A 26,893-nucleotide genomic window follows, 5' to 3' on the forward strand; every position below is an offset into this window, starting at 1 on the left:
GCACTCAGAGGGTCAACCGATGCTTCACACCTGGTCGATCACCCAGCGGGACGCCGTGCCGATGGTGGGCTGGAAGACGACCTCGGCCCCGACCTTTCCGTTGGCGTGCAAGTACTTGCCGCTCTGGTTGTGCTTGATGGACTTCGGACTGCCGGACGTGGTCGTCCACTTCTGGTACGGGCCACCGTTGCACGGGAACGTGTAGACATCCGCGCCGTTGCCGTCGAGGCAGTGGCCTGATGCCGGGTTCCTGAAGATGCCGCCGCTGATCTGCCACACCTGCTTCGCGCTGCGGTCACAGGTGCCGAGGACGAGGTTGCCCTTGCCCCCCGAGATGTTCACCTGGAGGCAGGAGTTGCTGCTGTTGCCGTTGATCACCTGGTAGTTCACCGGCGCGGCCTGCGCCGAGGTCGCGCCGCCGACCAGCAGCGTCGAACCGAATGCGACCGCCGCGCCCGCAGCGGCGAGCCGAATGAAGGTTCCCTTGAGTTCCATGATTGATCTCCTCGACGAGTTCAGGTGATCGGTGCACCGTCGGTGGTGCCGCCCGGTCATGCGGTGCGCCGTTGTCCCGTTGGTGTCGTGCTGCTGCGGCACCTGTGCCGGCGTCTACGTTGACGGGCGGCGCCCCTCGGACGCGGCGGTCTCGGAGAAACCCGGAACCGCTGGGCTCCCCCGCTGGATGAGGTACATTCTTGGGCTCCGAAGTCCGGACGATTCCGGAGAGCGGGACGGGGGAAAGCGGGGCACATGAGGGGACCGACCTCACCACAGACCTGGTTCGTCAACCGGTTGCAGCGGCTGCGTACGTCCTCGGGGTCACCCACCCAGGCGCAACTGCTGGCCCACGACGAGAACAAGGTCCTCACTCGTTCGTCGCTGTCGGATCTGCTGGCAGGCAAGTTCACCAAACCGCCCCCGTGGGAGCGGGTCGCGGCCTACGTGACCGCGTGCGTCCGCGCCGCGCACGCCGGTCAGATCGACCTCTGCTGCGAGGACGAACTCGCGCGACTGCGGGGCGACCATGCCACGCTCACCGACCTGTTCGAGACCGCTGCAAGGGAGGCCCGCCCGCCGGCGGCGCGTTCTTCGGGCTCGCGGCCCCGCCCGGCGACGTATCGGCTGCCGCCGCGCAACACCAACTTCACCGGCCGCGACGCCGCATTGCGGGAGTTACGGCGGCGCCTCACCTCGGGCAACGATGGCGCGATGCAGGTCGTGCACGGCCTGGGTGGTGTCGGCAAGACGCAGCTCGCGGTGGAGTACGCCTACCTCTACCGGTCGGAATACCGGTTCGTGGCGTTCGTGGACGCCGAGGATCCCGACCTGGTGGCATCGCAGTTCGCGTCGCTGGCCAGGGAGCTGGGACTGGCGGAGGTGAGCCATGAGCAGGTCGTCCCACGGGTGTACCGCACCCTACTGGACCACGGGCCCTGGCTGATCATCTTCGACAACGGGGAGAGACCTGGCACGCTCGTGGGCGCGCTGCCGTCGGGTGACCTGGCGAGCAGCGGCCACATCATCGTCACGACCAGGTTGCGCGGCTGGTCGAGCAGAGCCGGCGTCATCGACCTGGACGTGTTCCCCAGGCGGGAGGCGGTGGAGCTGCTGGCCCGGCGGGTGTGCGGCATGACCACAGTGGTGGCGGACCGGATCGCCGAGCACCTGGGGGACCTGCCGCTGGCGCTGGAGCAGGCCGCCGGATACATGGACTACAACCACACTCCGCCCGAGGAGTATCTGGCCCTGCTGACGTCGCGGCTGGAGGACATGATCGCGCTGGGCGAGCTGGCGGACCGGCCGGCGGTCGTGGTCGCGACCCTGTGGCAGCTCAGCGTGCGAAGGCTGGAGACCGAGCGGCCGCAAGCGATGCGGCTGCTGGAGCTGTGTGCCCTGCTGGCGCCTGAGCCGATCCCGCTGGACCTGTTCCGTGACAGCGCGGACACACTGATCGCAGCCGCTGCCGACCCGGTGGCCTGGGACACGACGGTCGGTGCCCTGGCCGGCCTGGGGCTCGCTCGGCGCGCGGCCTGCTCCCTGGTGCTGCACCGGCTGGTGCAGGCCGCCATCCGCGCCGCGATGCCCCACTACGTGCGCACCGAGGCCCGGGTGAAACTCTGCCGGGCGCTGCTCGCGGCCGTGCCGCACGACATCCACGGTGACCCGGACGCGCGAACGCGATGGCAGGAACTGCTCCCGCACGTGCTCGCGGTGACCAAGGACGAGCCGCCGGCCGAGTGCGCCGCGGACACGGCGACGCTGCTGAGGCTGGCGTCGGCGTTCCTCCTTTCGGTCGGGGACCACTCGGTGGCACTGCCCCTGTGCGAGCGTGCCTGCGTGATCGACGAATCGCTCGAACGAAGGGATGCGGAACTTGGGTTCGACCTGATCACCCTGGCGCAGATCCACCGGGACCGCGGCGCGCCGCAGCGAGCGCGCCCGCTGGCGGAACGTGCTCTGACCCTGCACGAGTCCTGTCTGCCGGCGGACAGCCCCGCCATCGCGACGGACTTGGCGACCCTGGCGCGCATCCGGCACCTTCTCGGCGATCGTGAGGCGGCGGTGCCCTTGGCCGAGCGGGCGCTGCGGATCGACGAGGCGGCGTACGGGCCCGACGACCCGTACGTGAGCTTCGACTTGATCGCACTGGCGAGTGTCCACCTCGACCTTGACCAGCACGCCGTGGCGCTGCCGCTGATCTCCCGGGCGCTACGGATCCGCGAGGCCAGTTACGCGCCGGATCACCTGTACATCGGGTACGCCCTGCTGCTCAAGGCCCGAGTCGTGCACGCGTTGAACGACCCCACCGCAGCGAACCTCGCGCACAGGGGCGCGCTCATCCTGAACACCCGGCTCGGCAGGACCCACCCCAAAACCGAGAACGCCTTCGCTCTGGCCGACCATCTGCTGAAACGCGACAGCTGCCAAGAACACGGCGAACCCGCCGCGCTCGGCGAGACCTACGTCACTAAGGCCGCACCGATCATGGCGCCCGAAGGGGCGCGGGGCCGTATCGATACGCGGCTCCGCCGCGCGGGCGGGACCAGCCACGACGGTGCCGCACACACCTGACGGCACAGCGCGGCACATGCGGATGCGGGGCTACATCCGAGGACTGCCCGACCCGATCGGCGGCGTTCCGGCGGCGCAGCGCTGAGGTGGGCCGGCGGGCCCGGTCACCGTGTCCAGGGATTCTGCGGGGCTCCGGTGGCCCACAGCTGGTCGACACGCGAGCGCTCGGTGGCGTTCGGGTAGGCGTTGGTGCAGGAGGGGCCGGGGCCGGCGCCCGACATCAGCTCACTGCACGGCCCGCTGTAGTCGTCCTCCAGGCCCAGCACGTGCCCGGTCTCGTGGGTGGCGACGCGGACCGGGTCGTTCTGCCGGCTCTGGCTGTAGTCGAGGAAGATGTAGCCGTTTCCGTGGCCGTCGGTGGAGGCGTAGGACCCGCGCTGGTCGTTGCCCTCGTAGTAGGAGAAGTCGGCACCGCTCGACGCCGCCTGGAGCTTGACGCTGGACACGGAGCTGTTCCAGATCGAGGCCGCGCTCGCTATCTGCGAACGGAAGCTCGGCGCCCGGGACGCGTCGTAGTAGAGGGTCACCGCCTGCCCGTACGGCTGGACGGCGCGCTTCTCGGCGACCGACTTGCGCACAGCGTCGAGGAACGCCCTGTTGTTCGCGGCCTCCTCGACCGACCCGGTGTACCGCGCCACGGAGGTACCGGCGGCAGCGGACGGGGTGGCGGCCGGCTGGGCGCTCGCCGGCACCGCCGCGCCCAGCGCGCTGGAGGCCAGACCCAGACCCAGGCCGAGAGCGAGGGCGAGGGGTCTCGCGGACGTTCGGGACGACTTCATGTGGGGGGCTCCTACTCACTCGGTGACGCCGAGCACCCGGTGCGTGGTCGACTGCGCGTGAACACCGGTTCCGAACTGCGGCGACGTCCTGTGAGTCGCCATTCTTAGAACGGCTCGACAGGGAGCACAATGGGGTCCCCCCACTACGTCGCCTCGTAGGTCCGAGGACCCCGCCAGGGCTGTGTGCGGGACTTCGGTCCGCACAGGGCGGGCAGGAGAGACAGCTGTCACGGCGTCAGAAACGTTAAGCCACAGGGCAACCGACGTCCGGTCCGACAAAGCGGAATCCCCGGACGCACGGCGAGTTCCACATACGGACTAAGACGGACAAATCCTTAAATGTCTGCCGGGTCGTGTCTACTATGTGTGCCGGTTGGTTGGCGGAGTGCTGTGACCGACGTCATAGAACGGTCAGCGGGCGCGTGCGCCCGCTCATGGTCGCCGAGGCCGGTAGACGGTGGCCGGCACGGGTCCAGCGTCCGGTGCAGGCGCTGTTCCTCGGCCGGGCTGCGTGGGGCGAATACGTCCAGCACGACATCGGCCATATCGTCGGCCAGCGGAAAGGGACGGAAGACGTCCCAGGCCACCGCGGCGGCTCGTTCATGTGCGCACGCTGCCGAGCGCAGCGCGCGCACCGATGTGTCCAGGCCCAGACCACGGGCGCCGGGCAGCCGGTCGAGGACACCGGCCAGGTAGTGGCCCGTGCCACATCCCACGTCCACCACGGTGGCCCGCCCGGACACCGCGTCGGCCGCCAGGCGGGCGGTGGCTTCGCGGAGGGGCGCGTAGGTGCCGGTGGGCAGGAATCGGTCCCGGGCCGGACCATGGCCGTGTCGTCGCCACTCGTGGCACCGCGCCGGCCCGGCCAGTGTCCGATCAGTGACCCGAAGGGCACGCCGAGCGCCGAGGCCGGACTGGAACCGGCGCCGATCACCGCGAAAGCCAGAGCCCGGCGCTCGGGACGGGACAGCTTACTTGTCCTTCAGCGACAGGCCGGGCGGGTTGAGCTGCGAGGTGGTCACCGCGTCGCTGGTGAGCCCCCAGCGTGCCAGGATCTTCCGGTAGACGCCCTTCTCGATCAGGTAGTTGATCGCGTCGTTGAGTGCCTTGCCGAGGCCGTTGTTCTTCTTGGTGGTCGCGGCGATCAGGCCTTGGAGGTCCTTCTGGGCGCCGGAAAGGGTGCCGATGACCTGGGTCTGGCCGGAGGTCATGGAGTGGTAGCGGGACTCCGGGCTGGGATGGAGATAGGCGTCGATCTGGCCGGACTGGAGGGCGAGGTAGACGGCTGATTCGTCCTGGTAGTACTTCACGTCGATGGGCTTGCGGCCTGCCTTGACGTTCTCGGCGTTCCAGTCCAGCAGGACCTTCTCCTCAGTTGTCCCGGTGGGCACGGCGATGGTCCTGCCCGCCACGTCCCCCGGGCCGGTGACGCGCCAGTGGGTGCCCTTCTTGGCCTCGAACGCCTGCTCGTCCTTGCGGTAGGTGGCCATGTCGTACTTCTGCTTGCGCAGTTCGGTGACGGTGATGTTGGAGACGCCGACGTCGTACTTGCCGCTGTCCAGACCGACGAAGATCTGCTCGAAGGAGACCGGGTTGTAGTGCACCTTGAGGCCGAGCACCGAGGCGATCGCGTACGCCGTGTCCGGTTCCACACCGATGAGGGTCTTGTTGTCCTTGGCGAAGAAGGTGAGCGGTGCGGTGCTCCCCTTGGAGTTGCCGACTTCGAGGGTGCCTCGGGCCCGGATGGCCGCGGGTACTTCAGCGGCGAGGGAGGCCACCTCGGGTGCCGCGTAGCGGTTTTGGTCGGTGCTGGTGTTGAAGCGTTCCTTGGACGTCGATCCGGATGCGTCCGTTGCGGAGGAGCCACAGGCGCTCAGGGTGAGCGCGGCGGCGGTGACCAGGGCGAACGCGGCGAGCTTGGGGCGGATGAGCACGGACATGGTGGTGCTGCCTTTCAGGAGAAGCGGGGTCAGAGAACCTTCGAGAGGAAGGTGCGGGTGCGCTCGTGCCGGGGGGAGTCGAGCACGTCGGCCGGCGCCCCCTGCTCGACGATCCGGCCGCCGTCCATGAAGACCACGGTGTCGGCGACCTCACGGGCGAAGCCGATCTCATGGGTGACGACGATCATGGTGGTGCCGGCGCGTGCCAGATCCTTGATCACATCCAGCACCTCGCCGACCAGCTCCGGGTCGAGGGCGGAGGTGGGCTCGTCGAAGAGCAGCACCTTGGGTTCCAGGGCGAGCGCGCGGGCGATGGCGATGCGCTGCTGCTGGCCACCTGACAGCTGCCCGGGGTAGGCGGTCGCCTTGTCGCGCAGGCCGACGCGCTCCAGCAGCCGCTCGGCGCGTTCCTGGGCCCTGCCCCGCGGCACGCCCAGGGCGGAGACGGGTGCCTCGACCAGGTTGTCCAGCACCGTGAGGTGCGGGAAGAGATTGAAGTTCTGGAACACGAAGCCGATGTGGGTGCGCTGGCGCAGCACCTCGCGCTCGCGCAGCTCGTGCAGCCTGTCGCCGACCCGCCGGTAGCCGATGAGTTCGCCGTCGATGGTGACGGTGCCGCGCTTGACCTTCTCCAGGTGGTTGATGCAGCGCAGCAGGGTGGACTTGCCGGATCCGGACGGGCCCAGCACGACGGTCACCTCGCCGGCCCTGACCCGGAGATCGACTCCCTTGAGCACCTCGACCATGCCGTAGTTCTTGTGGACGTCGCGTATGTCGACGACAACCCGGGCGGGGTCGGCCACGGCCTTGTGGGCGCGGTCGGCGGAAGACGATTTCGCGCTCACCGGAGGCTCCCTTCTTCCGCGGCAGCCGCGCGGAGATTGCCGATGGCGAGGCGCACCCGCTCGATGGGGGTCGGCGGCAGCGCCCGCGTCGTGCCCTTGGCGTAGCGCCGCTCGACGTAGTACTGGAAGATCGACAGAAGGGTGGTCAGCAGGACGTACCAGGCGGTCGCGACGAGCAGCATGGGTACGACGCGGGAAGTGCGCCCGTAGATGACCTGGACGGTGTAGAAGAGCTCCATGATCGCCATCACGGAGACGATCGAGGTGTTCTTGAACAGCGAGATCAGCTGGTTGGCTGCGTTGGGCGCGATGGTCCGCATGGCTTGGGGCAGCACGATGCGCACGAGCTGACGGCGCTTGGGGATCCCCAGCGCGGCGGCGGCTTCCAGCTGGCCCTGACTGACGGACAGCACACCCGCACGGACGATCTCCGAGGCGAAGGCGGCCTCGTTGACCGAGAGCGCGATGACGGCCGCGCTCACCGAACTGACCAGATTGGTGGTGCTGAAGGAGAAGAACTCCGGCCCGAACGGCACTCCGATGCTCAGACGCGAGTACAGGTAGGAGATGTTGAACCAGAAGAGCACCTGCACCAGCAGCGGCACGGAGCGCACGACCCAGACGTAGCCGTAGGCGGTCACCCGCAGCAGCGGATTGGGGGAGAGCCGCATGAAGGCCAGCGCTATGCCGCCCGCGAAACCCGCCAACGCGGCGTAGAAGGTGAGCTCGATGGTCAGCCATACGCCGTGCAGAACGCTGGGGTCGAAGAAGTACTGCCGGAAAGTCACCCATTCCAGGCCGGGGTTGGTGGCCAGGGCGTGCACCAACTGCGCCACCAGGACGAGGGCGAAGGCCACGGCCACCCAGCGGCCGGGGTAGCGGACGGGGACGATCCTGGGAGGTCTGGACTGCTCGGCATCGCTGCCCGGTGGTGCGAGCGCGGCTTTGCCGTCAGTGGCAGAAGTCATGGTGACGTCTCCGATTCAGCGGCGAGTTCGGGTGGCCGGGGCGGACAGAGCATGCGGAGGAACACGGCGCGGGAGGCCATCGCCCGCTGTCGGCACACACCGCTTGAGGCGGGCGAAGAGCGCGCCGAAGCGGCACGGCCGGTTCCTCGGCGTCATGCCGCAGGCCCTGGTACTGAGGGGAGTGGAGCGGCGGGTGGTCGGGCGAGCGCATCAACCGGCCCAGCCGTCGAGGAGCTTGGCCATGGCCGACAAGCCGCGGCGCAGGTGTTCCTCTGCGATGGCGAAGCTCAGCCGCAGATGCCCCGGAGCCCCGAAAGAAGCACCGGGCACCGTGATGACGCCGGATTCCAGGTGCCGGTCGGCCACGGTGACGTCGTCGGGGGCGAACCCGCGGATGTCGGGGAAGACGTAGAACGCGCCATCAGGAGGCGTCCGGAACAGCCCGAGAGGTTCCAGCACGACCTGACACATCTCCAGCCGGTCGCGGAGGATCGCCCGGAACTCGGCCGTCACGTCCGGTCCGGTGAGGGCGGCGAGAGCAGCCGCCTGCGCGATGCGGCTGACGTTCGAGGTGGTGTGGGACTGGACGGCGGCAGCCGCGTCGACGACCTTCGGCGGGCCCGCCATCCAGCCCACCCGCCAGCCCGTCATGGCGTAGGACTTGGACACACTGCCGACCGTGATGAGCCGGTCGCTCACCCCGGGCTCCACCCGGCCCGGTGCGGGGACGGGCCGGAAGCCGAGGTCGACGTAGGTCTCGTCCGAGACGATCCAGATGCCGTGCCTCGCCGCCCACGCCAGGAGCGAGCGCAGCTCCGAGGCGTCGTAGACCAGTCCTGTCGGGTTGTTCGGTGAGCACAGCACCATCGCCCGGGTGGACGGGGTCCGAGCTGCCTCCAGGTTGTCCGGGGTGACCTTCAGCTCGCCGGCGGACGGCTGGACGATCACCGGACTACCGCCCGCCAGCCGGACCGAGGACGGGAACGTCACCCAGTACGGCGCCGGTATCAGGACTTCGTCGCCGGGCTCCAGCAGCGCCATGAACGTGTTGAACAAGGCCTGCTTGGCACCATTGGTGACCAGTACGTTCGTCTCGTCGAGAGGGTTCGTGGCCCGCTGGGCGAGCCGGTCGGCGATCGCCTGACGCAGGCTTGTCTCGCCGCCGGTCGGCCCGTAGTGGTGGTTCTCCGGCCTGCCGGCGGCGTCGATGGCCGCGGCGACGATGTGCGCGGGGGTCGGCAGGTCGAGCTCGCCTGCCGAGAAGTCGAAGACTTGGACGCCCGCACGGCGCAGTCTCGCGGCGCGTTGGCGCAAGGCGGCGGTCGGCGACATGGTGACCACGGGGGTATTCCTCGTTTCCGGGGTTGATCGGCCGCCTGGATGCGGCGGACGCAGGGCCTTGACGCACGGGACCTCGGCCGCCCACGTAGGAGCGTTCGAACACCTGTCGACCCGTGCCGACGGTGCCAGGTTCGGAGCCGGGGATGGCGGGGGAGACAAGCCGGGGTTACCGAAGGATGAACTATCCAGGTAGGGCTGGAATGCGGGATGGATAATCCATCCCGTGCTGGTGTCCTGCTCACATCGACAGTCGAACCGTGCTCTGTGAACGAATGAACGGGGGCCCCGTGGCCGCAGGCAAGTCAGCCCTGGTGCGCGGCGAATCCGTCCCCCGTGCCCAAGCGGCGCTGCCCAGCCTGCGGGCCATGGTGCGCTACGCGGTCAGCCCGTACGACGCGTTGCGCTCCGCCACCGCCGAAGGTGCGCGGACCCTCGGACTCAGCGGCGACCTCGGCACCCTCGAACCGGGCAGGCTCGCGGACCTGGCGCTGGTCGAGGGTGACCCGTTGAAGGATGTCGCGGCGGCCTCGGCGGACTCCTCGGCCGTGGACCGCGGCGGGGCCGCTGCCGTCCGCAATGCGGTGCTCCCCGGCGTCCCCCAGAAGCCGGCCCGCGACCGGTACTGGTGGCACCACCGCTACGAAGCGGCGGAGAGGGGGCGCCAGATCCGGGCCAGTGCCGACGTGGTGAGCACCTGGTCGGGGTGCCCTTGTCCCGCGAGGCGGCCCTCCTGGAGCAGGAGACACGTGTCCGCCGCGCGTGCGACGTCCAGGTCGTGGGTGGCCTGAACGACCGTCACACCGTCCGCGACGAGTGCGGTCAGCAGCGCCCCGATCCGTTCTCTCGCCTCCGGGTCCAGACCCGTCGTCGGTTCGTCGAGGAGCAGCAGATCCGACTCTTGCGCCAACCCCTGGGCGATGAGGGCACGTTGGCGCTGCCCGCCCGACACTTCTCCCAGCTGGCGTGAGGCGAGGTCGCCGATGCCCAGCCGGTCGAGCGCGGCGTCGACGGTGGCGTGGTCCCGGCGGGTCAGCCGACGCCACGGCCCGCGCTCGCCCCAGCGTCCCATCTCGACGGTCTGCCGGACGGTCAGCGGCAGGCTGTCGCCGACGGCTCCGCGCTGCGGGACGAACGCGGGTGGCCGTGCTCCGTCGTGGTGCAGTTCGCCGGATGTCGGATGGATCACACCGGCGAGTACGCCGAGCAGGGTCGACTTGCCGCTGCCGTTCGGTCCGACCAGCGCCGTCGTCGCCAACTTCGGTATGTCCGCGCTGAGTTGCCGAAGGACGGGACGGCCTGGGTAGCCGGCGCACAACTCGGTGAAGCGGATGTGAGGGGTCTGTTCGCGGTGCGCGGCGGGCGAGGGGCCTGCTTTGTTGAACATGGTTGTCATTGTAGTGTCGTCGCCATGGAATGGTTGACGGCCCCGTTCGAGGTGACCTTCGTACAGCGAGCCCTGTGGGGCGGGATGCTCGTGTCCGCGATCTGCGCCCTTGCGGGCACCTGGGTGGTGTTGCGGGGGATGGCCTTCCTCGGTGACGCCATGTCCCACGGGCTGCTGCCGGGCGTCGCGCTGGCCGCGCTGCTCGGCGGCAACCTGATGGTGGGGGCGGTGGCCAGCGCCGCCGTCATGACGGCGGGCGTCACCGTGCTCGGACGTACACCGAGGCTGTCCCAGGACACCGGTATCGGGCTGCTGTTCGTCGGCATGCTCTCGCTCGGCGTGATCATCGTGTCCCGCTCGCAGTCCTTCGCCGTGGACCTGACCGGCTTCCTGTTCGGTGACGTACTCGCCGTCCGGCAACAGGACCTCTTCCTGCTCGCGGCGGCCTTGTGCGCGGCGCTGGCGGTGTCGGTCCTCGGCCACCGCGCCTTCCTGGCCCTGGCGTTCGACTCGCGCAAGGCCCACACCCTGGGGCTGCGACCGCGCCTCGCCCACGCGGTGCTGCTCGGCCTGCTCGGACTGGCGATCGTGGCCTCGTTCCACATCGTCGGAACGCTCCTCGTCCTCGGCCTGCTCATCGCCCCGCCGGCGGCGGCCCTGCCGTGGGCGCGCAGTGTCCGCGGGGTCATGGTGCTCGCCGCCCTGCTCGGCGCCACCGCCACATTCGGCGGACTGCTGCTGTCCTGGCACCTGAGCACCGCCGCCGGCGCGACCGTCGCGGCCCTCGCGGTGAGCGTGTTCTTCCTCTCCCACGTGCTGTCCGGGCTGCGGCACCGCCGTGCGCGCCACGCCCCCGCCCCCGTACCCGAAGTCAACTGAAAGAAGCCTGAGGCGATCGTCATGACCGTCCCCAAAAACGTCACTCCATGGGCTTCGGCCGCACTGGTACTCACCGCGCTCCTCACCACCGGCTGCGCGGAAGACACGGACAACGACCCACGGCCCGCGGCGAGTTCCCCGTCGGGCACCCCGCACGGCTACGTCGAGGGCGCACAGGAGGCCGCCGAGCAGCAAGCCCGTCTGCTTCTCAACGACCCCGGCAGCGGAGACACCCGGGTCCTCGACCTCCTCACCGGCAAGGTGCACAGGACGGCCAAGGTGCCCAGTGCCCTCCGGCTCGGCACGGACGGACGGTTCGGCTACCTCCACTCCGCCGACGGCACACACGTGCTCGACAGCGGCGCCTGGATGGTGGACCACGGCGACCACGTCCACTACTACAGCGCGGCGATACGCGACGTGGGCGAGCTTCCCGTGGGCCGCGACGCGCAGGTGCGCAGCGATGTCGCCGTGACCGCGGTGACCGACGAGGACGGGCGCACCGTCCTCTACGACCGCGGCAAGCTGGAGAAGGGCGACATCACGTCCTCCCTGACACTGACGGGCACCCACACCGGTGCCGTGGTGCCGTACGAGGAGCACCTGCTCGCCTTCGTGGACGAGGGCGGCACCGCGCAACTCGTCGTGCTCGACCGCGACGGCGAGCGCGTCGCCTCCCCGGACGTGGAGTGCGAGGAGCCGCGGGGCGACGCCGTCACCCGGCGCGGCGTGGTCCTGGGCTGCGCCGACGGCGCCCTGCTCGTCCGTGCGCAGGACGGCGCCTTCACCGCCGAGAAGATCCCCTACGACGAGGGCGTGCCGGCGCGGGAACGGGCCACCGGCTTCCGGCAGCGCCCCGGCGGCGACACCCTCACCGCCCCGGCCGGAAAGGACGCCGTGTGGGTCCTGGACGTCACCGAGCGGACCTGGACCCGGGTGGAGACCGGACCGGTCGTCGCCGCCAACACCGCCGGAGAGGGCTCCCCGCTGCTCGTCCTGGAGTCCGACGGCTCGCTGCACGGCTACGACATCGCCACCGGAAAGCAGACCGCGCGGACCAAGACGCTCCTGACCGGAGGAGAGCGGGCCGGCACCGACGGCCGCGCCCCCGTCATCGAGGTCGACCGCAGCCGCGCCTACGTCAACGACCCCGAGGGCAAGACGGTGTTCGAGATCGACTACAACGACGGCCTGCGCGTCGCTCGCTCCTTCGACCTGGACATCGAGCCGGTCCTCATGGCGGAGACCGGACGATGAGCAGGACGGAGGCCGAACGGCGCGCCAGGGTGGGCATCGCACGCCTGCGCAGCCTGATCGTGGGCCTGCTCGCCCTCGTCACGGCCGCCACCGCCACTGCCTGCACCACCGGTGAGGACCGGGCCCGCATCGTCGTCACGACCAACATCCTGGGCGACATCACCCGGCGGATCGTCGGTGACGAAGCCGACGTCACCGTCCTGATGAAGCCCAACGCCGATCCGCACTCCTTCGGCCTGTCCGCGGTACAGGCCGCCGAACTGGAGCGCGCCGACCTCGTGGTCTACAACGGCCTGGGGCTGGAGGAGAACGTGCTGCGGCACGTGGACGCGGCCCGCGAGTCGGGCGTCGCCACCTTCGCGGTCGGCGACGCGGTCGACCCGCTCACCTTCCGAACGGCCGACGACGGCGGCCCCACGGACGGCAAAGGCCAACCCGACCCGCACTTCTGGACCGATCCCGACCGGGTGCGCAAGGCCACCGGCCTGATAGCCGACCAGGTGATCGAGCACGTCGACGGCGTGGACGACGGCGCGATACGCGCCAACGCCGGCCGCTACGGCGACGAACTCACCGACCTCACCGCCTGGATGGAGAAGTCCTTCGCCCGCATACCCGAGGACCGGCGCGCCCTGGTGACCAACCACCACGTCTTCGGCTACCTCGCCGACCGCTTCGGCTTCCGGGTGATCGGCGCGGTCGTCCCGAGCGGCACCACCCTGGCCTCACCCAGCTCATCCGACCTGAGCTCGCTCACCGATGCGATGGAGGAAGCCGGCGTACGCACCGTGTTCGCCGACTCCTCCCAGCCGACACGGCTCGCCGAGGTGCTGCGCACGGAACTGGGCGGCCGGGTCCGGGTCATCGAGCTGTACTCCGAGTCGCTGACCGCCGAGGGCGAGGGCGCCGACACCTACCTGCGGATGATGCGCGCCAACACCACCGCCATGGCCGACGGCCTGAGTACCGGCACGACCCGCGACTGACCCCCGAGCCCTCGACGGACACCGGCCGACCGGGCCGGACCGTCACGTATCCACTGCCGCCACCGGGCGGCGCGGAAAGGAACACACGGATGAACAAGCCGATACGCAGCAGGGCCCTCACGGGCACGGCACTGGCCCTGGCGGTGTCCAGCGTGCTGACCGCCTGCGGAGGGGAGGCCTCGTCCTCCGACGCCAAGGCCGAGGGCACCGCGAGCGCCACGCCCGCCGCCGCGGTCAAGAATCCGCTGGTCGCCACCTTCGACGGCGGCCTGTACATCCTGGACGGCCAGAGCCTGAAGCTGACCAGGACCATCGAGCTGGCCGGCTTCAACCGCGTCAACCCCGCCGGTGACGCGGACCACGTCATCGTCTCCACCGACACCGGCTTCCGCGTCCTGAACGCCACCGACCAGGCCCTCACCGGCATCGAGTACAAGGGCGCCAAGCCCGGGCACGTCGTACGTCACGCGGGCAAGACCGTGCTCTTCACCGACGGCACCGGAGAGGTCAACGTCTTCGACCCCGCCGACCTGAGCAGCGGCCGGAAACCGGAAGGACGCACCTACACCTCCGCCGAGGCACACCACGGTGTCGCCATCGAACTGGCCAACGGCGAACTCCTCGGCACCCTGGGCACCGAGGAGAAGCGGACCGGCGCACTGGTCCTGGACAAGGACAACAAGGAGATCGCGCGCAACGAGAACTGCCCCGGCGTGCACGGCGAGGCGGCCGCCCAGAACGAGGCCGTCGCCGTCGGCTGCGAGAACGGCGTACTGATCTACCAGGACGGCAGGTTCACCAAGATCGACGCCCCCGACGACTACGGCCGCATCGGCAACCAGGCCGGCAGCGACGCCTCCCCGGTCCTCCTGGGCGACTACAAGACCGACCCCGAGGCCGAGTTGGAACGCCCCACCCGCATCTCCCTCATCGACACCGAGAAGAAGAAGCTGCGCCTGGTCGACCTGGGCACCAGCTACTCCTTCCGCTCACTGGCCCGCGGCCCGCAGGGAGAAGCCCTCGTCCTCGGCACCGACGGTGCCATCCACGTCATCGACCAGAACACCGGCAGGACCGAGAAGAAGATCCCCGCCGTGGGCACATGGCAGGAGCCGCTGGACTGGCAGCAGGCCCGGCCCACCCTGTTCGTCCGCGACCACACCGCCTACGTCTCCGAACCCGGCAAGAAGGCCCTGCACGCCATCGACTTGACGACCGGCAAGAAGATCACCTCCGTGACCCTGCCGGAGAGCACCAACGAACTGTCGGGCGTCCTCGCGGGACACTGACCGCCCCCACTGCCCCCGCGCCCGGGAAGGCCGCGGGGGCAGTGCGTCCACCAAGACAACCGCCGGCCGGTCAGCGGCCCCACCATGGCGAGCATGGTCTGCGAGCGCGTTGCGCAGCACATGATCGCGACTCACGACAGGGTCTGACTCCACCGCTGTCCGCTCAGGGCGGCGTGGACCAGGGAGAGCATTCTGGACTGCTCGCTCAGCGCCTTGGCCCGCCCGCTGGTCTCGTGACCGCCGCTGTACCAGTCGACCACCACCGTTCCGCCGGCCGCGCGCAGCGCTTCCTCGTAACGGCGCACCTGCTCGGGTGGGGTGCGGGTGTCGTGCGTGCCCTGGTTGATCCACACCGGCGCCACGACATCGGCCACGTACGTGATGGGCGAGGCGCGCACGAAGCGCTCCAGGCCGTCCCCGGGCAGCGCGCCGAAGAACGACGACCAGGCCGCGCGCAGCGCCGGGTTCATGTCCTCGTACGCCGCCAGCCAGTCGGCCATCGGTACGTGCGCCAGCGCCCCGGCGAACAGTCCGGGCAGGCGTCCCACGGCCAGCAGCGACAGGAAGCCGCCGTACGAGGCACCCGTCACGAAGACCTTGCCGGGATCGGCGACGCCCTCCGCGACCAGCCACCGGACCGCCGCCTCGATGTCCTCCAGTTCGCGGTCGCCGATCGCCGGCATGAAGCCCTCGCGGAAGCGGCGCCCGAAGGTGACCGAACCGCGGTAGTTCAGCGAGGCGTACGCCACACCGTCGTCCAGCCACGCCTGGGCCGCGGGGTCGTAGCGGTCGACCGTCACCAGGTTGGGGCCGCCGTGCAGCTGCAGTACGAGGGGGAGGGGCCCCTCGGCATTGCGCGGCCTGGCCCACCACAGCTGCAGGGACGTCCCGTCCGCCGAGCGGACCGCGCTCGACGTGCACCGCACGCCGTCCAGATCTTGCTGCGGCAGGATCTGTGGGCCGGGGACGTCGTCCGGGCCGTCGACGCCCAGGATGCGCAAGGGGGAGTCGAAGCGCTGGTGCAGCAGGCGCACGGTGTGTCCGGGACCGTAGTGCGAGGCCCACAGGTGGCAGTGCGTGTCCGCCACGTCCGGCTCGAAGTATGCCCCCGGCGGGTGGTCGAGCGAGCGGAGTTCGCCCGATTCCAGGTCGGCCTCCATGACCCGGTGGATCCCGCCGTCCACATGTACCGCCAGGACGCGGGTGGCGTCCTCGGACCAGTCGAGCGGTACCAGGTCACCCCGCAGCTGCGGTGCCTCGATGTCGATGCGGGTGCCGCGCGTGGGATGCCAGACGCAGGGGCGGGCGAACCCGGTGCGTTCGGTGCAGACCAGTATCCGGTCGTCGCCCGGGACCGGGGAGAACCGCACACCGCGCACGGGCGCCTCGGGTCCGTCGCTCAGGCAGGCGAGCACGGCGCCTGTGGCGGTGTCGACGACGGTGACCGCGAACCTGCGGACCCCTGGATTGTGGTCGGTGGTGTCGATGCAGGCGAGGCCGGCGTCGGCCGAGATGAGGCCGTTCCACGCCTCGTTCCTCGACCTCAGCAACAGCTCGGGACCGGCAGAGCCGTCCGTGTCGAGCAGCCACAGACTGAAACCGTCCTCGGCGGCACAGGTGATCACCGCGCGGTCGGCCCGCCCCGCCACATCCATGCCGCGCAGGGTGTAGGGCGGCAGATCAGGCGTCAGATCGCGGCTGCCGCCGCCGTCGAGGCGTGTCGCGTGCACACGTCCGACCTCGGACCCGTTGTCGTCGTGCAGGCTGAGCAACTGCCCGCCGTCGGAGGTGAGCACGGCCTGTGCGAGGTCGCCCGAGGTCACCTCGCTCAGCGGCCGGACCGTGCCGCGCTCGCTGTCCCACAGTGTCAGCCGGGGACCCTCGTCGCTCTCCACGGCGATCAGCGACCTGTCGCCCGGGCCGCGCCCGCGCCGGACCGTGAGGGGGCGTTCGGCGGTGAAGAACCGCTGCCAGTTCCTGCTCATGGTGCGGTGACCTCCTTGGGTTCGCCCTGTGTCGCCGGGGGCGGGGCATCGGGAAAGTGGCAGGCGGTGAGTTGTCCGGCGCCCTGCTCGGCGAGGGCGGGTGCGGTCTCGGCGCACAGGTCGCGCGCCTTCCAGCACCGGGTGCGGAAACGGCAGCCGGACGGCGGCGCCAGCGGACTGGGCGGATCGCCGCCCAGGACGATGCGCCGTCGCGCCCGCTGGACGCGCGGATCGGGGATGGGCACGGCCGACAGCAGGGCCTGGGTGTAGGGATGGCGCGGCTGGGTGAACAGCGCGTCCACGGGCCCCTGTTCGACGATCTGCCCGAGGTACATGACGGCGACCTCGTCGCTGATCTGCCGCACCACCGACAGGTCGTGCGCGACGAACAGGTAGGTGAGTCCCAGCTCCTGCTGAAGGTCCTCCAGCAGATTGATCACCCCGGCCTGGACACTGACGTCGAGTGCGCTGACCGGCTCGTCCAGGACCAGCACCTCCGGTTCGACCGCGAGCGCCCGGGCGATGCCGATGCGCTGACGCTGGCCGCCGGAGAACTGGTGCGGATGGCGGTGCGCGTGCCCGGGGTCCAGGCCGACCAGCTCCAGCAGTTCGCTCACCCTTGCGTTCTCCCGGCCCCGGTGCAGACCGTGGATGCGCAGCGGCTCGACGAGCACCGCGTGCACGGTGAGCCGCGGGTTGAGGGAGGCGTACGGGTCCTGGAACACGAACTGGATACGACGGCGTACTGCCGCGAGCCCCCGTCGGTCGGCCGCCGTCACGTCCGTGTCGAACAGCATGATCCGTCCGGCGGCCGGGTCGGTCAGCCGGACCAGGCAGCGGCCCAGGGTGGTCTTGCCGCAGCCGGTCTCGCCGACCAGGCCCAGGGTGGTGCCCCGCGGGACGACGAGGTCCACCCCGGAGACGGCCCGCACGGTCTGCGCGCGCCGGCCGCGTCGGCCGGTGGTGTACTCGGCCACCAGCCCCTCGACCGTCAGTGCCGGTGCTGTCATGGCGTCACGCTCGCGATCTCGGAGGTCCGCAGGCAGGCCGCGGTGTGGCCCGCGCCGACCGTGACCGGCCGGGGGTTCTCGGCGCACCGGTCCACGGCGTGCGGGCAGCGGTTCTGGAAGGGGCAGCCCGGGGGCCGCTCGGTGGGGGAGGGCGGCTGGCCGGCGATCTGCGCGAGGCGCCGGGTGGTGCGGTCGATCCTCGGCAGCGCGGCGAGCAGGCCGCGCGTGTAGGGGTGGGCCGGCCGGTAGAAGAGGGGTTCGACGGGCGCCTCCTCCATCTTGCGCCCGCAGTACAGGACGAGGACCCGGTCGGCGAGGCCGGCCACCACACCCAGGTCGTGGGTGATCAGCAGGATGGCGGACCTGGTGCGGTCCTGGACGCGCCCCAGGACGTCGAGGACCTGGGCCTGGACGGTCACGTCGAGCGCGGTGGTGGGTTCGTCGGCGATGAGCACGTCCGGTTCGTTGGCGATACCGGTGGCGATCATGACGCGCTGGCGCATGCCGCCCGACAGCTCGTGCGGGTACTGGTCGGCCCGGGTCCGCGGGGCCGGGATGCCGACCAGGTCGAGCAGTTCGACGGCCCGTTCCCGCAGGGCGGCCCGGGAGATGTCCGGGTCGTGCACGCTCACCGCCTCGGCGAGCTGGGCGCCCACGGTCATCATCGGGTTCAGCGCGGCCAGCGCGTCCTGGAAGACCATGGCGATGCGCCGGCCGCGCACGGGTCGCATCTCCCGGTCGGACAGGCCCAGCAGCTCCTGGCCGCGGAACCGCACGGAGCCCGTGGCCTGGGCGTTGCGCGGCAGCAGCCCCATCACCGCCAGGGAGGCGGCGCTCTTCCCGGAGCCGGACTCGCCGACGATGCCCAGGGTCTCCCCGCCCTTCAGGTCGAAGGAGAGCCGGTCGAGGGCCACCACGGGCCCTGCGTCGGTGCGGTAGGTGACGCACAGGTCGCGGACCGACAGCAGCGGAGCCGCCGCCTCGCCGGTCACGTCGGTGAAGGTGTTCATCACTGCCTGCCTTGGGGGTCGAGCGCGTCGCGCAGCCCGTCACCGAGGAAGTTCACGGCGAGCACGGTGACGAGGATCGCCAGGCCGGGGACGTACAGGAGATAGGACTGCGAGGTGCCGATCAGCCCGGCCGCCTGGGTGAGCATGTTGCCCCAGCTCGATTGGGGCGGCTGGACGCCGTAGCCGAGGAAGCTGACGGTGGATTCGAGGATGATCGCCATGGCCACCGACAGGGACACGTTGACGACGATCAGGCCCGTCAGATTGGGCAGCAGATGCCGTACGACGATCCTGGGTCCTGAGGCGCCGATGACCCGGGCCGCCTCCACGAACTCCTGGTGGCGCAGCTGGATCACCCGGGCCCGTACGACGCGGGCGATGACGGTCCAGCCAAGACTGCTGAGCACCACCACGATGGTGACGGGCGAGGGGCCGAGGCCCTGCAGGGACACCGCCAGCACGGCGACCGGGGGCACGATCAGGAAGAGGTCGGCCACGCGCATGATCACCTCGTCGGGCCAGCCGCCGAGATACCCGGCCGCCGCGCCGGCCGCCGTCCCCACCAGGGTGGCCAGCAGGGCGACGCCCAGTCCGATCGCCAGCGAGAGCTGACCGGCGTAGAGCATCTCGCTGAGGTAGTCGCGGCCGAGGGAGTCCGTGCCCAGCCAGTGGGTGCCGGACGGCGGTCGGGAGGCGTCCAGGAGGTTCTGGGCGTTGTGCGGGCTGGGCGCGATCCAGGTGGCGCCGAAACAGCAGATCGCCAGCAGGACCAGCACGATCAGCGAGGCCACCGCGAGCCGGTGGCGCAGGAAGCGGGACAGGACGACGCGGGCGGTCCGTGGGTCGCCGGGCGCGGCGGGCGGCCCGGAGCCGGGAGCCGGCGGCGGGGGAAGGGCGGTGGGCTGGGTCATCGCAGGGCCACCCGGGGATCGAGGAGGGCGTAGGACAGGTCGGCCAGCAGGTTGAAGAGGATGACGAGGACGGCCACGACGAGCATCCAGGGCAGCAGGACGAAGACGTCTCCGGTCTCCAGGGAGGCGAGGAACAGCTTGCCCATGCCGGGGATCGAGAAGATCTGCTCGGTCACCACGAGCCCGCCGGCCAGCGCGGCGGCATCCATCGCGACCACGGTGACGAACGGCGCGAGCGCGTTGCGCAGGGCGTGGCGCAGCAGGATGCGCCGGCGGGGGACGCCCTTGGCCCGTGCGGTACGCACGTAGTCGCTGGAGAGCGCCTCCAGGAGGGTGGCGCGGCCGAACCGCGACCAGGAGGCGACGAGGCCGACGGTGAGTGTGGCCACGGGCAGCACCAGGTGACGCAGATAGTCCAGATCGAGTCCGCTGTGTCCTACGGAGTGCAGTCCCACGAAGTACAGCGGTGGATCCGCCAGCCCGAACTGCTGCTTGGGCCACACGGCGAGCACTTGGATGAGGACCAGGCCGAACCAGAAGGCGGGCATGGCGACGCCCAGATAGGACAGGCCGGTCAGGACGTGGTCGCCCGTGGAGTACTGGCGTGCCGCCGAGTACAGCCCGATCGCCAGTGCCAGGACGACGGCGAGGGCCACGCCCCACAGGATCAGCTGCACGGTGGTCCCGAGGGCGTCGCCGACCATGGGCAGCACGGCTCCGCCGGTCCGGGTGCTGGTGCCCCACTCGCCCTGCACCAGGCCCTTGACCCACAGCAGGTACTGCTCGGGAAGGCTCCGGTCGAGCCCGAGGCGGACCGTCTCACGGCGCAGGGCCGTGGGATCGACCGTCTGACGCAGTTTCGCCAGCGGGTCGAAGGTCGCCCGCACCGCCCAGAAGAGGATGAACGAGGCGACGCAGACCACGGGCACGGAGGCGAGCAGGCGGCGCAGGACGTATCTCGTCATGGCAGGCTCCTGCGCGGTGGGCGGACCGTTGTCATCTCGCCAGGCCCCATTCCTCAAGGTTCCACCAGGGGCCTTCCACCGGGTTGATGGAGAGCGGTCCGCCGACCCGCCGGCCGGTGACGAGGATGTTCGGGACGGCGGCCAGCGGGAGTGAGGGCACGTCGTCGGCTATGAGTTTCTCCGCCCTGTGCGACTGCGCGATCCGGGCGGTGTCGTCCAGTTCGGTGTCGACCCGCTCCAGGACCGGGTCGAGGCCCGCGACGCGGATGCGCATGAAGTTGATGCCCGACTGGTCGTTGGCGGCGCTCGGGATGGCCGTGCTGCTGAAGGTGGCGGACAGGGTCGGGTTGGGGAAGGAGTCGGTGATGTTCCACAGACCCAGCTGGAAGTCACCGGCGGGGGCGAGCTTGCCGAAGATGTTCGCAGGCGTGGAGTTCTTGATCGTCACCCTGAACCCGGCCTTGGCGAGCTGGGACTGGAGGATCTGCTCGGTCAGTTCACGGCTCTGGTTGCCGGCGAGGGAGGTGACGGCGAACGCGGCCTCCTTGCCGTCCTTCGACCAGAACCCGCTCGCGTTCTTGGCCCACCCGTCCGCCGTCATGAGCTGTTCCGCCTTGGCGGTGTCGGGCTTGTAGCCGGAGAAGTCGGTGGACGCGTAGCGGGAGACCAGCGGCGACTGGAAGCTCTGCGCGGCAGTGGTGACGCCGTACGAGCCGAACAGCCGCTTGACGATGGCCTCGCGGTCGACCGAGTAGGCGAAGGCCCTGCGTACGGCGGCGGAGTCGAAGGGGAACTTCGCGTTGTTGAGCCACAGCGCCTGGAGGTTGCCGGTCTGCGCCTGTACCTGCATGCGGGCCGCGCTTCCCAGAGCCTTGATCTGGTCGATGGTCGTCAGCTGTGGGGTCGGGTAAAGGGCGTCGAACTGCCCGCTGGCGAAAGCCTGGATGGCCGCGGAGGTGTCCGAGGCGAACTGGAAGGTGACCTTGTCCAGGTGCGGTTTGGGCCCCCAGTAGCGGTCGTTGGGTACGAGGGTGACGGAGACCCCCTTCTTCCAGGACGCGATCTTCCAGGGGCCGCCGCTGAAGGTGTAGCCGTCCTTCATGACGGCGTTGCGGTCCTTGCCCCGCAGGAGGTGGGAGGGCAGTACGCCGTAGCCGGCGCCGAAGAGCTGTTTCCAGTTGCCGTAGGGGGACTTGAGCGTGACGACTGCGGTGGTGCTGTCGGGGGTCTCGAACGACGTGATGCGGTCGTAGCCGCTCTTGTCGAAGATCGCCTTGCCGTCGCGGACTTGGAGGGCGGTGTACTTCAGGTCCGCGGAGGTGATCGGTTTCCCGTCGGACCAGACGGCCTTCGGGTTGAGCCGGTAGGTGATCTGCTGCTGCTTGCCGACCCGTTTCGTCGTCGGCTCCGACGCCATCAGGTTCGAGGGGACCGGTGTCCAGTTCTCACCCTTGAGGCGGACATCGAAGACCTGCGGGATGGTCTCGGTCTGCATCAGATAGGTGCCCCAGACGGAGGCGCCGCAGGTGCCGAGCCAGTCGGCGCAGTCGGGTTCCTGCTCGGCTCCGAACACTAGGCTGCCACCCTGCCTGACCGGCAGGTTCGTGGCGGTGTCCGACTGCGGGGCGGCGGCCCCCGAGGTGCATGCGGTGGCGGTCAGCGTCAGGGCCGTGAGCAGTGCGCCGGTCGCCGGGAGTCTGGCCGGGAATCGGCCCCTAACGGTCGCTGTGAGCAGTTGAGGCATGGCTGGAAACCTTCCGTGGCGAAGCCGTTGGCTCATCGTAGGGAGCCGCGCAAGTCTTAGCAATGGAGATAGGCTAGTAACTATGCGTTTGCATTGCCTAGGTGTGTGAATAACGTTTCGTAGCGAGCGATGCAGCGAGCGATAGGGTCGCGACGGCGTCCCGGAAACCGAGGGAAGGGAAGATCATGAGTGGTGCGCGCGCGGGCGACGGCAAGAGCGCCGCGGCGGGCGGGGCCGGGGGCCGGCGGCGGCTGGCACGGGACACGCTCAGCCGCCGGGTGATCCTGGACGCGGCGGAGAAGGTCGCCTCCCGGGACGGTCTGGAGGCGTTCACCTTCCAAGCGCTGGCCAAGGAGCTCAACGCCCATCCGACCTCGCTCTACCGGCACTTCCGCGACAAGGACGAGCTGATCCTGGAACTCATCGACGACCTCCGGGCGCGTTCCTACGGCGGACAGTTGCGGGCCACCGACTCCTGGCGCGACGACCTGCGAACCCAGGCCCGGCACATCCACGAGCACTACCTGCGCTATCCCGTGTTCGCCTGGCAGATGGCGGCGCGTACGACACGCCGGCCGACCGAGTTCGCCAATGTGGAGTTCGCCCTCGACTGCCTGCACCGGGCCGGGCTGGACGACGAGGAAGCGGTGATGTACGTACGTGTCCTCGGGAACGTGATCCGCTCGCTGTCCGCCATGGAGGCCGGGCTCCAGGCGCTCGACCCCGAGACCCGCGACCGGGACGGCCTGGCCTGGGAACTGGAGTACCGCCGCCTTCCGGCGGACACCTACCCGCACATCGCCGCCCTGACGGCGCCGCTGGCCGCGATCGGTGACCCCACGGTCTTCGACCACGCGCTCGACATGCTGCTGGACTCGGTGGAGACACGGGTACGGGAGAAGGCGGCGGGCTGACCGGACCGGCGGGGCCGGGCGAGGTCAGGGTGCGCGGTCGGCGAGGAGACCGGCGATCAGGGACGTACGGTCGCTGACGGAGGCCAGCTCCACCCACTCATGACGGGCGTGCGCGCCCCCGCCGTCCGGGCCGAGGCCGTCCAGCGTGGGTACGCCCAGACTCGCGGTGATGTTGCCGTCCGAGCCGCCGCCGACGCCGGTTTCGGTGACCGGGGCCAGTCCCAGCCGCTCGGCGACCGCTCGTGCGGAGCCCAGTAGGCCGACGGACATCCCCCGTTCCAGCGGACCACGGTTGACACCGCCCTCGAAGGCGAGTCGGGCGCCGGCATCCCGTGGGCGCAGCGCCCGCAGCGCCCGTTCCACCCGGTCCAGTTCGGTGTGCTCCCAGGCCCGCACGTCGACATCCACGAACGCCTGCTCCGGCACGGTGTTGGTGGTGGTGCCCGCGCTGCCGACGGTGGGAGTGACGGTGGTTCCTCTGCCGCGGTCCGCGAGATCGCTGATCGTCAGCACCTGGTGGGCCAGTTCGACCAGCGCGTTGACACCCTTGTGCGGTTCGAGCCCGGCGTGCGCGGCCCGGCCGCTGACGCCGAGCCGGAACAGCGCCACGCCCTTGCGTGCGGTCTTGAGCGCGCCGCCCTCGCTGGGCTCCAGCACCAGGACCGCCCCGCACGCCTTGGCGGCCTCCTCGACCAGAGCGCGGGACGTGATCGATCCCCGCTCCTCGTCCCCGGAGACGACCATGCTCACGTGGGAGACGTCCCCGGCCAGCCCAAGTGCCTCGAAGGCGAGGACGAGACCCGCCTTCATGTCGAAGACACCGGGACCGGTCACCCGTGTTCCCTGCACCCTGAACGGGTTCTCCGCCAGGGTGCCCAGCGGCCACACCGTGTCGGCGTGCCCGAGCAGCAGAACCCGGCTGCTTCTCGGCACGGCGGGATCGCTACCGCGCCAGTACAGATGCGGCACCCCGTCGGAGACGACCCTCTCGGGCCGGCCCAGGGCGTTCCCCGCCCAGGCTTCGAGCAGGTCGTAGGCGTCGTTCAACCCTCGGGCCCAACCCGACGGTGTCTCGATGCCCACCAGTTGCCCCAGCCGCCGGGTGAAACGCCCGGGGGCCGTGGGGCCGGAGCTGAAGGACAAGGGGGCTCCCTTCTGGTCGATGACGCTCCCGTCGGCCGCGGGCCGCCGGGAGCATCACCATGCCCCTAGCCTAGAAGATAGTCAACAAGCGTTGCTATCTTCCGTCGCACTCGGCGCGGCCCCGGTCTCAGGCGCCGGTCAGCGGAGGCGGGCGGCCGATCGAGGCCGGCCGCCCGCCGCGAGCACGGGAACGGCACGACGGCCTCGACTCCTCGTCGGTGTCCGATCAGGTCCGCGGGAGCATGTCCCGCAGCGCGGCGACCGCGTTCCCACGGTGCTCGTCGAGCAGGCGTACCGCGTCCTCGACATCGCCACGGAGTGCCGCCAGGATCGCGCGGTGCTCTCGTACCACGTGGTCGCGATGGGACGGTTCGGCATAGTAGAGCGCCCGATAGGCGTCCGTCGCGTCCCAGAGCGTGCTGATGAGACGGACCAGCCGCGGCATGCCGGCCATCTCGAACAAAGAGAAGTGGAAGCGGCGGTTGGCCGCCGCCATCTCGGCCACGTCCGCCGCGTCAGCGGCCTCCTCGACCTCGCGCTGGGCGGCTTCCAGTGCCGCGAAGGCCGGTCCGTCGATCCGCCCGGACGCCTGTCGTACGGCCTCGGCCTCCAGGATCTCGCGGATGCGGTAGACCTCACGCAGATCGGAGAGTGACAACTCCGCGACGAAGTAGCCGCGGTGGGCCTCATGGACGACCAGGCCCTCCGCCTCGACGGTCTTCAGCGCCTCGCGCAGCGGCACACGGCTGACGCCGAACTGCTCCGCGAGCGCGTCCTGACGGATCGGAGTGCCCGGCTTCAGCTGCCCGCTCGTGATGGCCCGCCGCAATTCACCCAGCACGAACTGCTGCGTCGTCGGCGGGCGCCGCCTCTGCGCGGGGCTGGTCATGGCGGGGTTTCTCCATCGGTGAGGGGCAGCGTGAACCGGGCGTTCATCCTATGTGGTCGACTTCCGCGGCGGCGGATGGCCCAACTCGGTCAGGATCTCGTGTGTGTGTTCGCCGAGTCGCGGTGGCGCACGGTGGTAGACGACGGGTGTGCGTGTGAGCCGTATGGGGTCGGCCACTTGTGCGACGGGCGCGCCGCGACGCGGAACGTCGATCGTGACGCGGGCGTCCAGTCCCAGGACGTCGGCGAACGCGAACGCCGCCTGAAGGTCGTTGATCGGCCCGCAGGGCACGCCCACGGCGGTGAGCGTATCGAACCACGAGTCGGCGGTTCGGGTCCGCAGCGGGCCCGCGAGGACGCCGAGCAGTTCCTCACGGTGGGTCACTCTGGCCGGGTTCGTGGCGAACCGCGGGTCGTCCGCCAGCTCGGGAAGCCCCAGCTCGGTGCAGAGAGCCGTGAACTGGCGGTCGTTGCCCACCGCGAGCGCCAGCGGGCGGTCTTCCGCGTCCACCACCTCGTACGGCGCGATCGAGGGGTGCCGGTTGCCCATGGCCCGCGGCACCACGCCGCCCGACACATAGGCCGATGCCTGGTTGGTCAGCGCCGACAGGAGGGAGGTGAGCAGCGAGACCTCCACCCGCTGTCCCTCGCCCGTACGTTCACGATGGCGCAGGGCGGCGAGAACCCCCATCCCGGCGTGCAGACCGGTGATGACGTCCACCAGGGCGACGCCCGCCTTCGTGCCCTGCCCGCTGGGTTCGCCGGTCACGCTCATCAGGCCGCCCACGGCCTGCACCAGAAGGTCGTAGCCGGGAAGGCCCGCGCCTTTCCCGGTTCCGAAGCCGGTGATCGAGCAGTACACCAACCCCGGGTTGTGGAAGCGGAGTTCGTCGTAGCCCAGGCCGAGCCGGTCCATCGTGCCGGGCCGGAAGTTCTCCACGAGTACATCCGCACGCGCGGCGATGTCCTGTGCGGCACGGCGGTGCCGCTCGTCGGAGAGGTCCAGGGCGACGGAGCGCTTGTTGCGGTTCACGCCGAGGAAGTAGGTGGCCTCCCCGTCCGCGTACGGCGGGCCCCAGGCACGGGTTTCGTCCCCGCCACCAGGTCGTTCGACCTTGATGACCTCGGCGCCGAGGTCGGCGAGCAGCATCGTCAGATACGGGGCGGCGAGCACGCGACCGAAGTCGGCCACGACGATCCCCGACAGGGCCCCTTCGGACGCCGGCTGATCACATGGCATGCGACTGCTCCTCTCGTCTCTTGGCAAGCGTGGGGCATCCAGCTACGATCACAGGCAATATTGGATCCAAAATCAGATATCCAAACCCTATCCCGCTCTCACACGGCTGTCAGCCGTCAGGAGGCACGTGTGGCAAGCCGTCCGGTCCACCCCTTCGACCTGTTCGGAATCAACACCCTGCTCAGCGACGAGGAGCGGGACATCCGCGACACCGTCCGCGCCATGGGTGAACGCAGGCTCCGCCCGTACCTGCGTTCCGCGTAATTCAGCGTCCTAGAGTCACGAATCTGGGGTCTGACCTGCGCGGACATGGGTGAGGGCGCCTGAGAGGCGTTTCTCTAGG

General features: G+C 70.1%; 23 protein-coding genes and 2 pseudogenes. 8 read left to right on the forward strand and 17 right to left on the reverse strand.

The features are described from left to right. Window positions 1-24: 24 nt before the first annotated feature. Entirely contained in the window at window positions 25-495 is a 471-nt protein-coding gene (locus tag ACIRFL_RS35825) for an RICIN domain-containing protein (protein WP_404037288.1), read from the reverse strand. A gap of 255 nt (window positions 496-750) precedes the next feature. Here ACIRFL_RS35825 and fxsT point away from each other — a divergent pair, with 255 nt between their 5' ends. Next, on the forward strand, window positions 751-3,072 hold the full coding sequence (fxsT, locus tag ACIRFL_RS35830; protein ID WP_404037290.1) for an FxSxx-COOH system tetratricopeptide repeat protein: 2,322 nt from the start codon (window positions 751-753) through the stop codon (window positions 3,070-3,072). Between the two features lie 104 nt (window positions 3,073-3,176). On the opposite strand, the gene snpA is transcribed toward fxsT, so the two are convergent. From snpA to ACIRFL_RS35860, 6 genes and pseudogenes are all read right to left on the reverse strand, one after another. Beyond that, window positions 3,177-3,851, reverse strand: coding sequence for a snapalysin (gene snpA, locus ACIRFL_RS35835; protein ID WP_404037293.1), 675 nt, complete (start codon window positions 3,849-3,851; stop codon window positions 3,177-3,179). Between the two features lie 467 nt (window positions 3,852-4,318). Further along, window positions 4,319-4,701 (reverse strand): annotated as a pseudogene (locus ACIRFL_RS35840) (methyltransferase domain-containing protein); the annotation flags it as partial. 121 nt (window positions 4,702-4,822) lie between these two features. Then, on the reverse strand, window positions 4,823-5,791 hold the full coding sequence (locus ACIRFL_RS35845) for an ABC transporter substrate-binding protein (RefSeq protein WP_404037296.1): 969 nt from the start codon (window positions 5,789-5,791) through the stop codon (window positions 4,823-4,825). 29 nt (window positions 5,792-5,820) lie between these two features. Next, window positions 5,821-6,537 carry an amino acid ABC transporter ATP-binding protein gene (locus tag ACIRFL_RS35850; protein WP_404037352.1) on the reverse strand — a complete coding sequence of 239 codons (717 nt, stop codon included), beginning with the start codon at window positions 6,535-6,537 and terminating at the stop codon, window positions 5,821-5,823. Between the two features lie 95 nt (window positions 6,538-6,632). After that, a complete protein-coding gene (locus ACIRFL_RS35855) occupies window positions 6,633-7,604 on the reverse strand; it encodes an amino acid ABC transporter permease (protein WP_404037299.1) in 972 nt (323 codons plus the stop codon). A gap of 210 nt (window positions 7,605-7,814) precedes the next feature. After that, window positions 7,815-8,936, reverse strand: a complete 1,122-nt coding sequence (locus tag ACIRFL_RS35860; RefSeq protein ID WP_404037355.1) for an aminotransferase class I/II-fold pyridoxal phosphate-dependent enzyme — start codon at window positions 8,934-8,936, stop codon at window positions 7,815-7,817. A 281-nt stretch (window positions 8,937-9,217) separates the two neighbouring features. On the opposite strand from ACIRFL_RS35860, the pseudogene ACIRFL_RS35865 reads away from it, so the two are divergent. After that, window positions 9,218-9,460 (forward strand): annotated as a pseudogene (locus ACIRFL_RS35865) (amidohydrolase family protein); the annotation flags it as partial. Window positions 9,461-9,582: 122 nt separating this feature from the next. Here the strand turns inward: ACIRFL_RS35865 and aztA are convergent. Further along, complete coding sequence (aztA, locus tag ACIRFL_RS35870) at window positions 9,583-10,338, reverse strand: zinc ABC transporter ATP-binding protein AztA (protein WP_404037302.1); 756 nt, start codon at window positions 10,336-10,338, stop codon at window positions 9,583-9,585. 15 nt (window positions 10,339-10,353) lie between these two features. Here aztA and aztB point away from each other — a divergent pair, with 15 nt between their 5' ends. The 4 genes from aztB (at window position 10,354) to aztD (ending at window position 14,740) form a co-directional block, all read left to right on the forward strand. Then, on the forward strand, window positions 10,354-11,208 hold the full coding sequence (aztB, locus tag ACIRFL_RS35875; RefSeq protein ID WP_404037305.1) for a zinc ABC transporter permease AztB: 855 nt from the start codon (window positions 10,354-10,356) through the stop codon (window positions 11,206-11,208). Window positions 11,209-11,229: 21 nt separating this feature from the next. Beyond that, window positions 11,230-12,465: a hypothetical protein gene (locus tag ACIRFL_RS35880; RefSeq protein WP_404037307.1), complete on the forward strand. Its 1,236-nt coding sequence runs from the start codon at window positions 11,230-11,232 to the stop codon at window positions 12,463-12,465. After that, window positions 12,462-13,451 (forward strand): zinc ABC transporter substrate-binding protein AztC, encoded by a 990-nt coding sequence (gene aztC, locus ACIRFL_RS35885; protein ID WP_404037310.1) that lies wholly within the window; start codon window positions 12,462-12,464, stop codon window positions 13,449-13,451. The genes ACIRFL_RS35880 and aztC overlap by 4 nt, the downstream gene beginning before the upstream one ends. Window positions 13,452-13,540: 89 nt before the next feature. Next, on the forward strand, window positions 13,541-14,740 hold the full coding sequence (gene aztD / locus ACIRFL_RS35890) for a zinc metallochaperone AztD (protein WP_404037313.1): 1,200 nt from the start codon (window positions 13,541-13,543) through the stop codon (window positions 14,738-14,740). A 131-nt stretch (window positions 14,741-14,871) separates the two neighbouring features. On the opposite strand, the gene ACIRFL_RS35895 is transcribed toward aztD, so the two are convergent. Genes ACIRFL_RS35895 through ACIRFL_RS35920 form a run of 6 tightly spaced genes read right to left on the reverse strand, consistent with a single transcriptional unit; the run spans window position 14,872 to window position 22,194 of the window. Beyond that, window positions 14,872-16,725, reverse strand: coding sequence for an alpha/beta hydrolase family protein (locus tag ACIRFL_RS35895; protein ID WP_404037315.1), 1,854 nt, complete (start codon window positions 16,723-16,725; stop codon window positions 14,872-14,874). Further along, window positions 16,722-17,735: an ABC transporter ATP-binding protein gene (locus ACIRFL_RS35900; RefSeq protein ID WP_404037318.1), complete on the reverse strand. Its 1,014-nt coding sequence runs from the start codon at window positions 17,733-17,735 to the stop codon at window positions 16,722-16,724. Before ACIRFL_RS35900 ends, ACIRFL_RS35895 begins: the two co-directional genes overlap by 4 nt. Further along, the gene (locus tag ACIRFL_RS35905; RefSeq protein WP_404037321.1) at window positions 17,732-18,745 is read right to left on the reverse strand and encodes an ABC transporter ATP-binding protein; all 1,014 of its coding nucleotides are present in this window, start codon (window positions 18,743-18,745) and stop codon (window positions 17,732-17,734) included. The genes ACIRFL_RS35900 and ACIRFL_RS35905 overlap by 4 nt, the downstream gene beginning before the upstream one ends. After that, window positions 18,745-19,656, reverse strand: coding sequence for an ABC transporter permease (locus ACIRFL_RS35910; protein ID WP_404037324.1), 912 nt, complete (start codon window positions 19,654-19,656; stop codon window positions 18,745-18,747). The genes ACIRFL_RS35905 and ACIRFL_RS35910 overlap by 1 nt, the downstream gene beginning before the upstream one ends. After that, window positions 19,653-20,621, reverse strand: a complete 969-nt coding sequence (locus tag ACIRFL_RS35915; RefSeq protein WP_404037327.1) for an ABC transporter permease — start codon at window positions 20,619-20,621, stop codon at window positions 19,653-19,655. The genes ACIRFL_RS35910 and ACIRFL_RS35915 overlap by 4 nt, the downstream gene beginning before the upstream one ends. Window positions 20,622-20,652: 31 nt before the next feature. Then, entirely contained in the window at window positions 20,653-22,194 is a 1,542-nt protein-coding gene (locus ACIRFL_RS35920) for an ABC transporter substrate-binding protein (protein WP_404037330.1), read from the reverse strand. Window positions 22,195-22,550: 356 nt separating this feature from the next. Between ACIRFL_RS35920 and ACIRFL_RS35925 the strand changes: the two genes are divergently transcribed. Next, a complete protein-coding gene (locus ACIRFL_RS35925) occupies window positions 22,551-23,279 on the forward strand; it encodes a TetR/AcrR family transcriptional regulator (protein ID WP_404037333.1) in 729 nt (242 codons plus the stop codon). A gap of 24 nt (window positions 23,280-23,303) precedes the next feature. Here the strand turns inward: ACIRFL_RS35925 and ACIRFL_RS35930 are convergent, their stop codons facing one another. From ACIRFL_RS35930 to ACIRFL_RS35940, 3 genes are all read right to left on the reverse strand, one after another. Continuing rightward, window positions 23,304-24,422: a M20/M25/M40 family metallo-hydrolase gene (locus tag ACIRFL_RS35930; RefSeq protein ID WP_404037337.1), complete on the reverse strand. Its 1,119-nt coding sequence runs from the start codon at window positions 24,420-24,422 to the stop codon at window positions 23,304-23,306. 226 nt (window positions 24,423-24,648) lie between these two features. Then, window positions 24,649-25,311 (reverse strand): GntR family transcriptional regulator, encoded by a 663-nt coding sequence (locus tag ACIRFL_RS35935; RefSeq protein WP_404037340.1) that lies wholly within the window; start codon window positions 25,309-25,311, stop codon window positions 24,649-24,651. A 48-nt stretch (window positions 25,312-25,359) separates the two neighbouring features. Continuing rightward, window positions 25,360-26,550, reverse strand: coding sequence for a CaiB/BaiF CoA transferase family protein (locus ACIRFL_RS35940; protein ID WP_404037343.1), 1,191 nt, complete (start codon window positions 26,548-26,550; stop codon window positions 25,360-25,362). Window positions 26,551-26,679: 129 nt separating this feature from the next. Here ACIRFL_RS35940 and ACIRFL_RS35945 point away from each other — a divergent pair, with 129 nt between their 5' ends. Then, on the forward strand, window positions 26,680-26,814 hold the full coding sequence (locus tag ACIRFL_RS35945; RefSeq protein WP_404037346.1) for a hypothetical protein: 135 nt from the start codon (window positions 26,680-26,682) through the stop codon (window positions 26,812-26,814). Window positions 26,815-26,893: the final 79 nt, after the last annotated feature.

The organism is Streptomyces sp. NPDC102462 (genome assembly GCF_044765425.1).
Taxonomy (GTDB): Bacteria; Actinomycetota; Actinomycetes; order Streptomycetales; family Streptomycetaceae; genus Streptomyces.

Coding starts and splice junctions, on each gene's coding strand:
- aztA (WP_404037302.1), bottom strand. CDS start 10,338: ATGACAACCATGTTCAACAAAGCAGGCCCCTCGCCCGCCGCGCACCGC.
- aztD (WP_404037313.1), top strand. CDS start 13,541: ATGAACAAGCCGATACGCAGCAGGGCCCTCACGGGCACGGCACTGGCC.
- fxsT (WP_404037290.1), top strand. CDS start 751: ATGAGGGGACCGACCTCACCACAGACCTGGTTCGTCAACCGGTTGCAG.
- ACIRFL_RS35860 (WP_404037355.1), bottom strand. CDS start 8,936: ATGTCGCCGACCGCCGCCTTGCGCCAACGCGCCGCGAGACTGCGCCGT.
- snpA (WP_404037293.1), bottom strand. CDS start 3,851: ATGAAGTCGTCCCGAACGTCCGCGAGACCCCTCGCCCTCGCTCTCGGC.
- ACIRFL_RS35855 (WP_404037299.1), bottom strand. CDS start 7,604: ATGACTTCTGCCACTGACGGCAAAGCCGCGCTCGCACCACCGGGCAGC.
- ACIRFL_RS35940 (WP_404037343.1), bottom strand. CDS start 26,550: ATGCCATGTGATCAGCCGGCGTCCGAAGGGGCCCTGTCGGGGATCGTC.
- ACIRFL_RS35935 (WP_404037340.1), bottom strand. CDS start 25,311: ATGACCAGCCCCGCGCAGAGGCGGCGCCCGCCGACGACGCAGCAGTTC.
- ACIRFL_RS35905 (WP_404037321.1), bottom strand. CDS start 18,745: ATGAACACCTTCACCGACGTGACCGGCGAGGCGGCGGCTCCGCTGCTG.
- ACIRFL_RS35825 (WP_404037288.1), bottom strand. CDS start 495: ATGGAACTCAAGGGAACCTTCATTCGGCTCGCCGCTGCGGGCGCGGCG.
- ACIRFL_RS35880 (WP_404037307.1), top strand. CDS start 11,230: ATGACCGTCCCCAAAAACGTCACTCCATGGGCTTCGGCCGCACTGGTA.
- ACIRFL_RS35850 (WP_404037352.1), bottom strand. CDS start 6,537: ATGGTCGAGGTGCTCAAGGGAGTCGATCTCCGGGTCAGGGCCGGCGAG.
- ACIRFL_RS35845 (WP_404037296.1), bottom strand. CDS start 5,791: ATGTCCGTGCTCATCCGCCCCAAGCTCGCCGCGTTCGCCCTGGTCACC.
- ACIRFL_RS35915 (WP_404037327.1), bottom strand. CDS start 20,621: ATGACGAGATACGTCCTGCGCCGCCTGCTCGCCTCCGTGCCCGTGGTC.
- ACIRFL_RS35895 (WP_404037315.1), bottom strand. CDS start 16,725: ATGAGCAGGAACTGGCAGCGGTTCTTCACCGCCGAACGCCCCCTCACG.
- aztC (WP_404037310.1), top strand. CDS start 12,462: ATGAGCAGGACGGAGGCCGAACGGCGCGCCAGGGTGGGCATCGCACGC.
- aztB (WP_404037305.1), top strand. CDS start 10,354: ATGGAATGGTTGACGGCCCCGTTCGAGGTGACCTTCGTACAGCGAGCC.
- ACIRFL_RS35910 (WP_404037324.1), bottom strand. CDS start 19,656: ATGACCCAGCCCACCGCCCTTCCCCCGCCGCCGGCTCCCGGCTCCGGG.
- ACIRFL_RS35900 (WP_404037318.1), bottom strand. CDS start 17,735: ATGACAGCACCGGCACTGACGGTCGAGGGGCTGGTGGCCGAGTACACC.
- ACIRFL_RS35925 (WP_404037333.1), top strand. CDS start 22,551: ATGAGTGGTGCGCGCGCGGGCGACGGCAAGAGCGCCGCGGCGGGCGGG.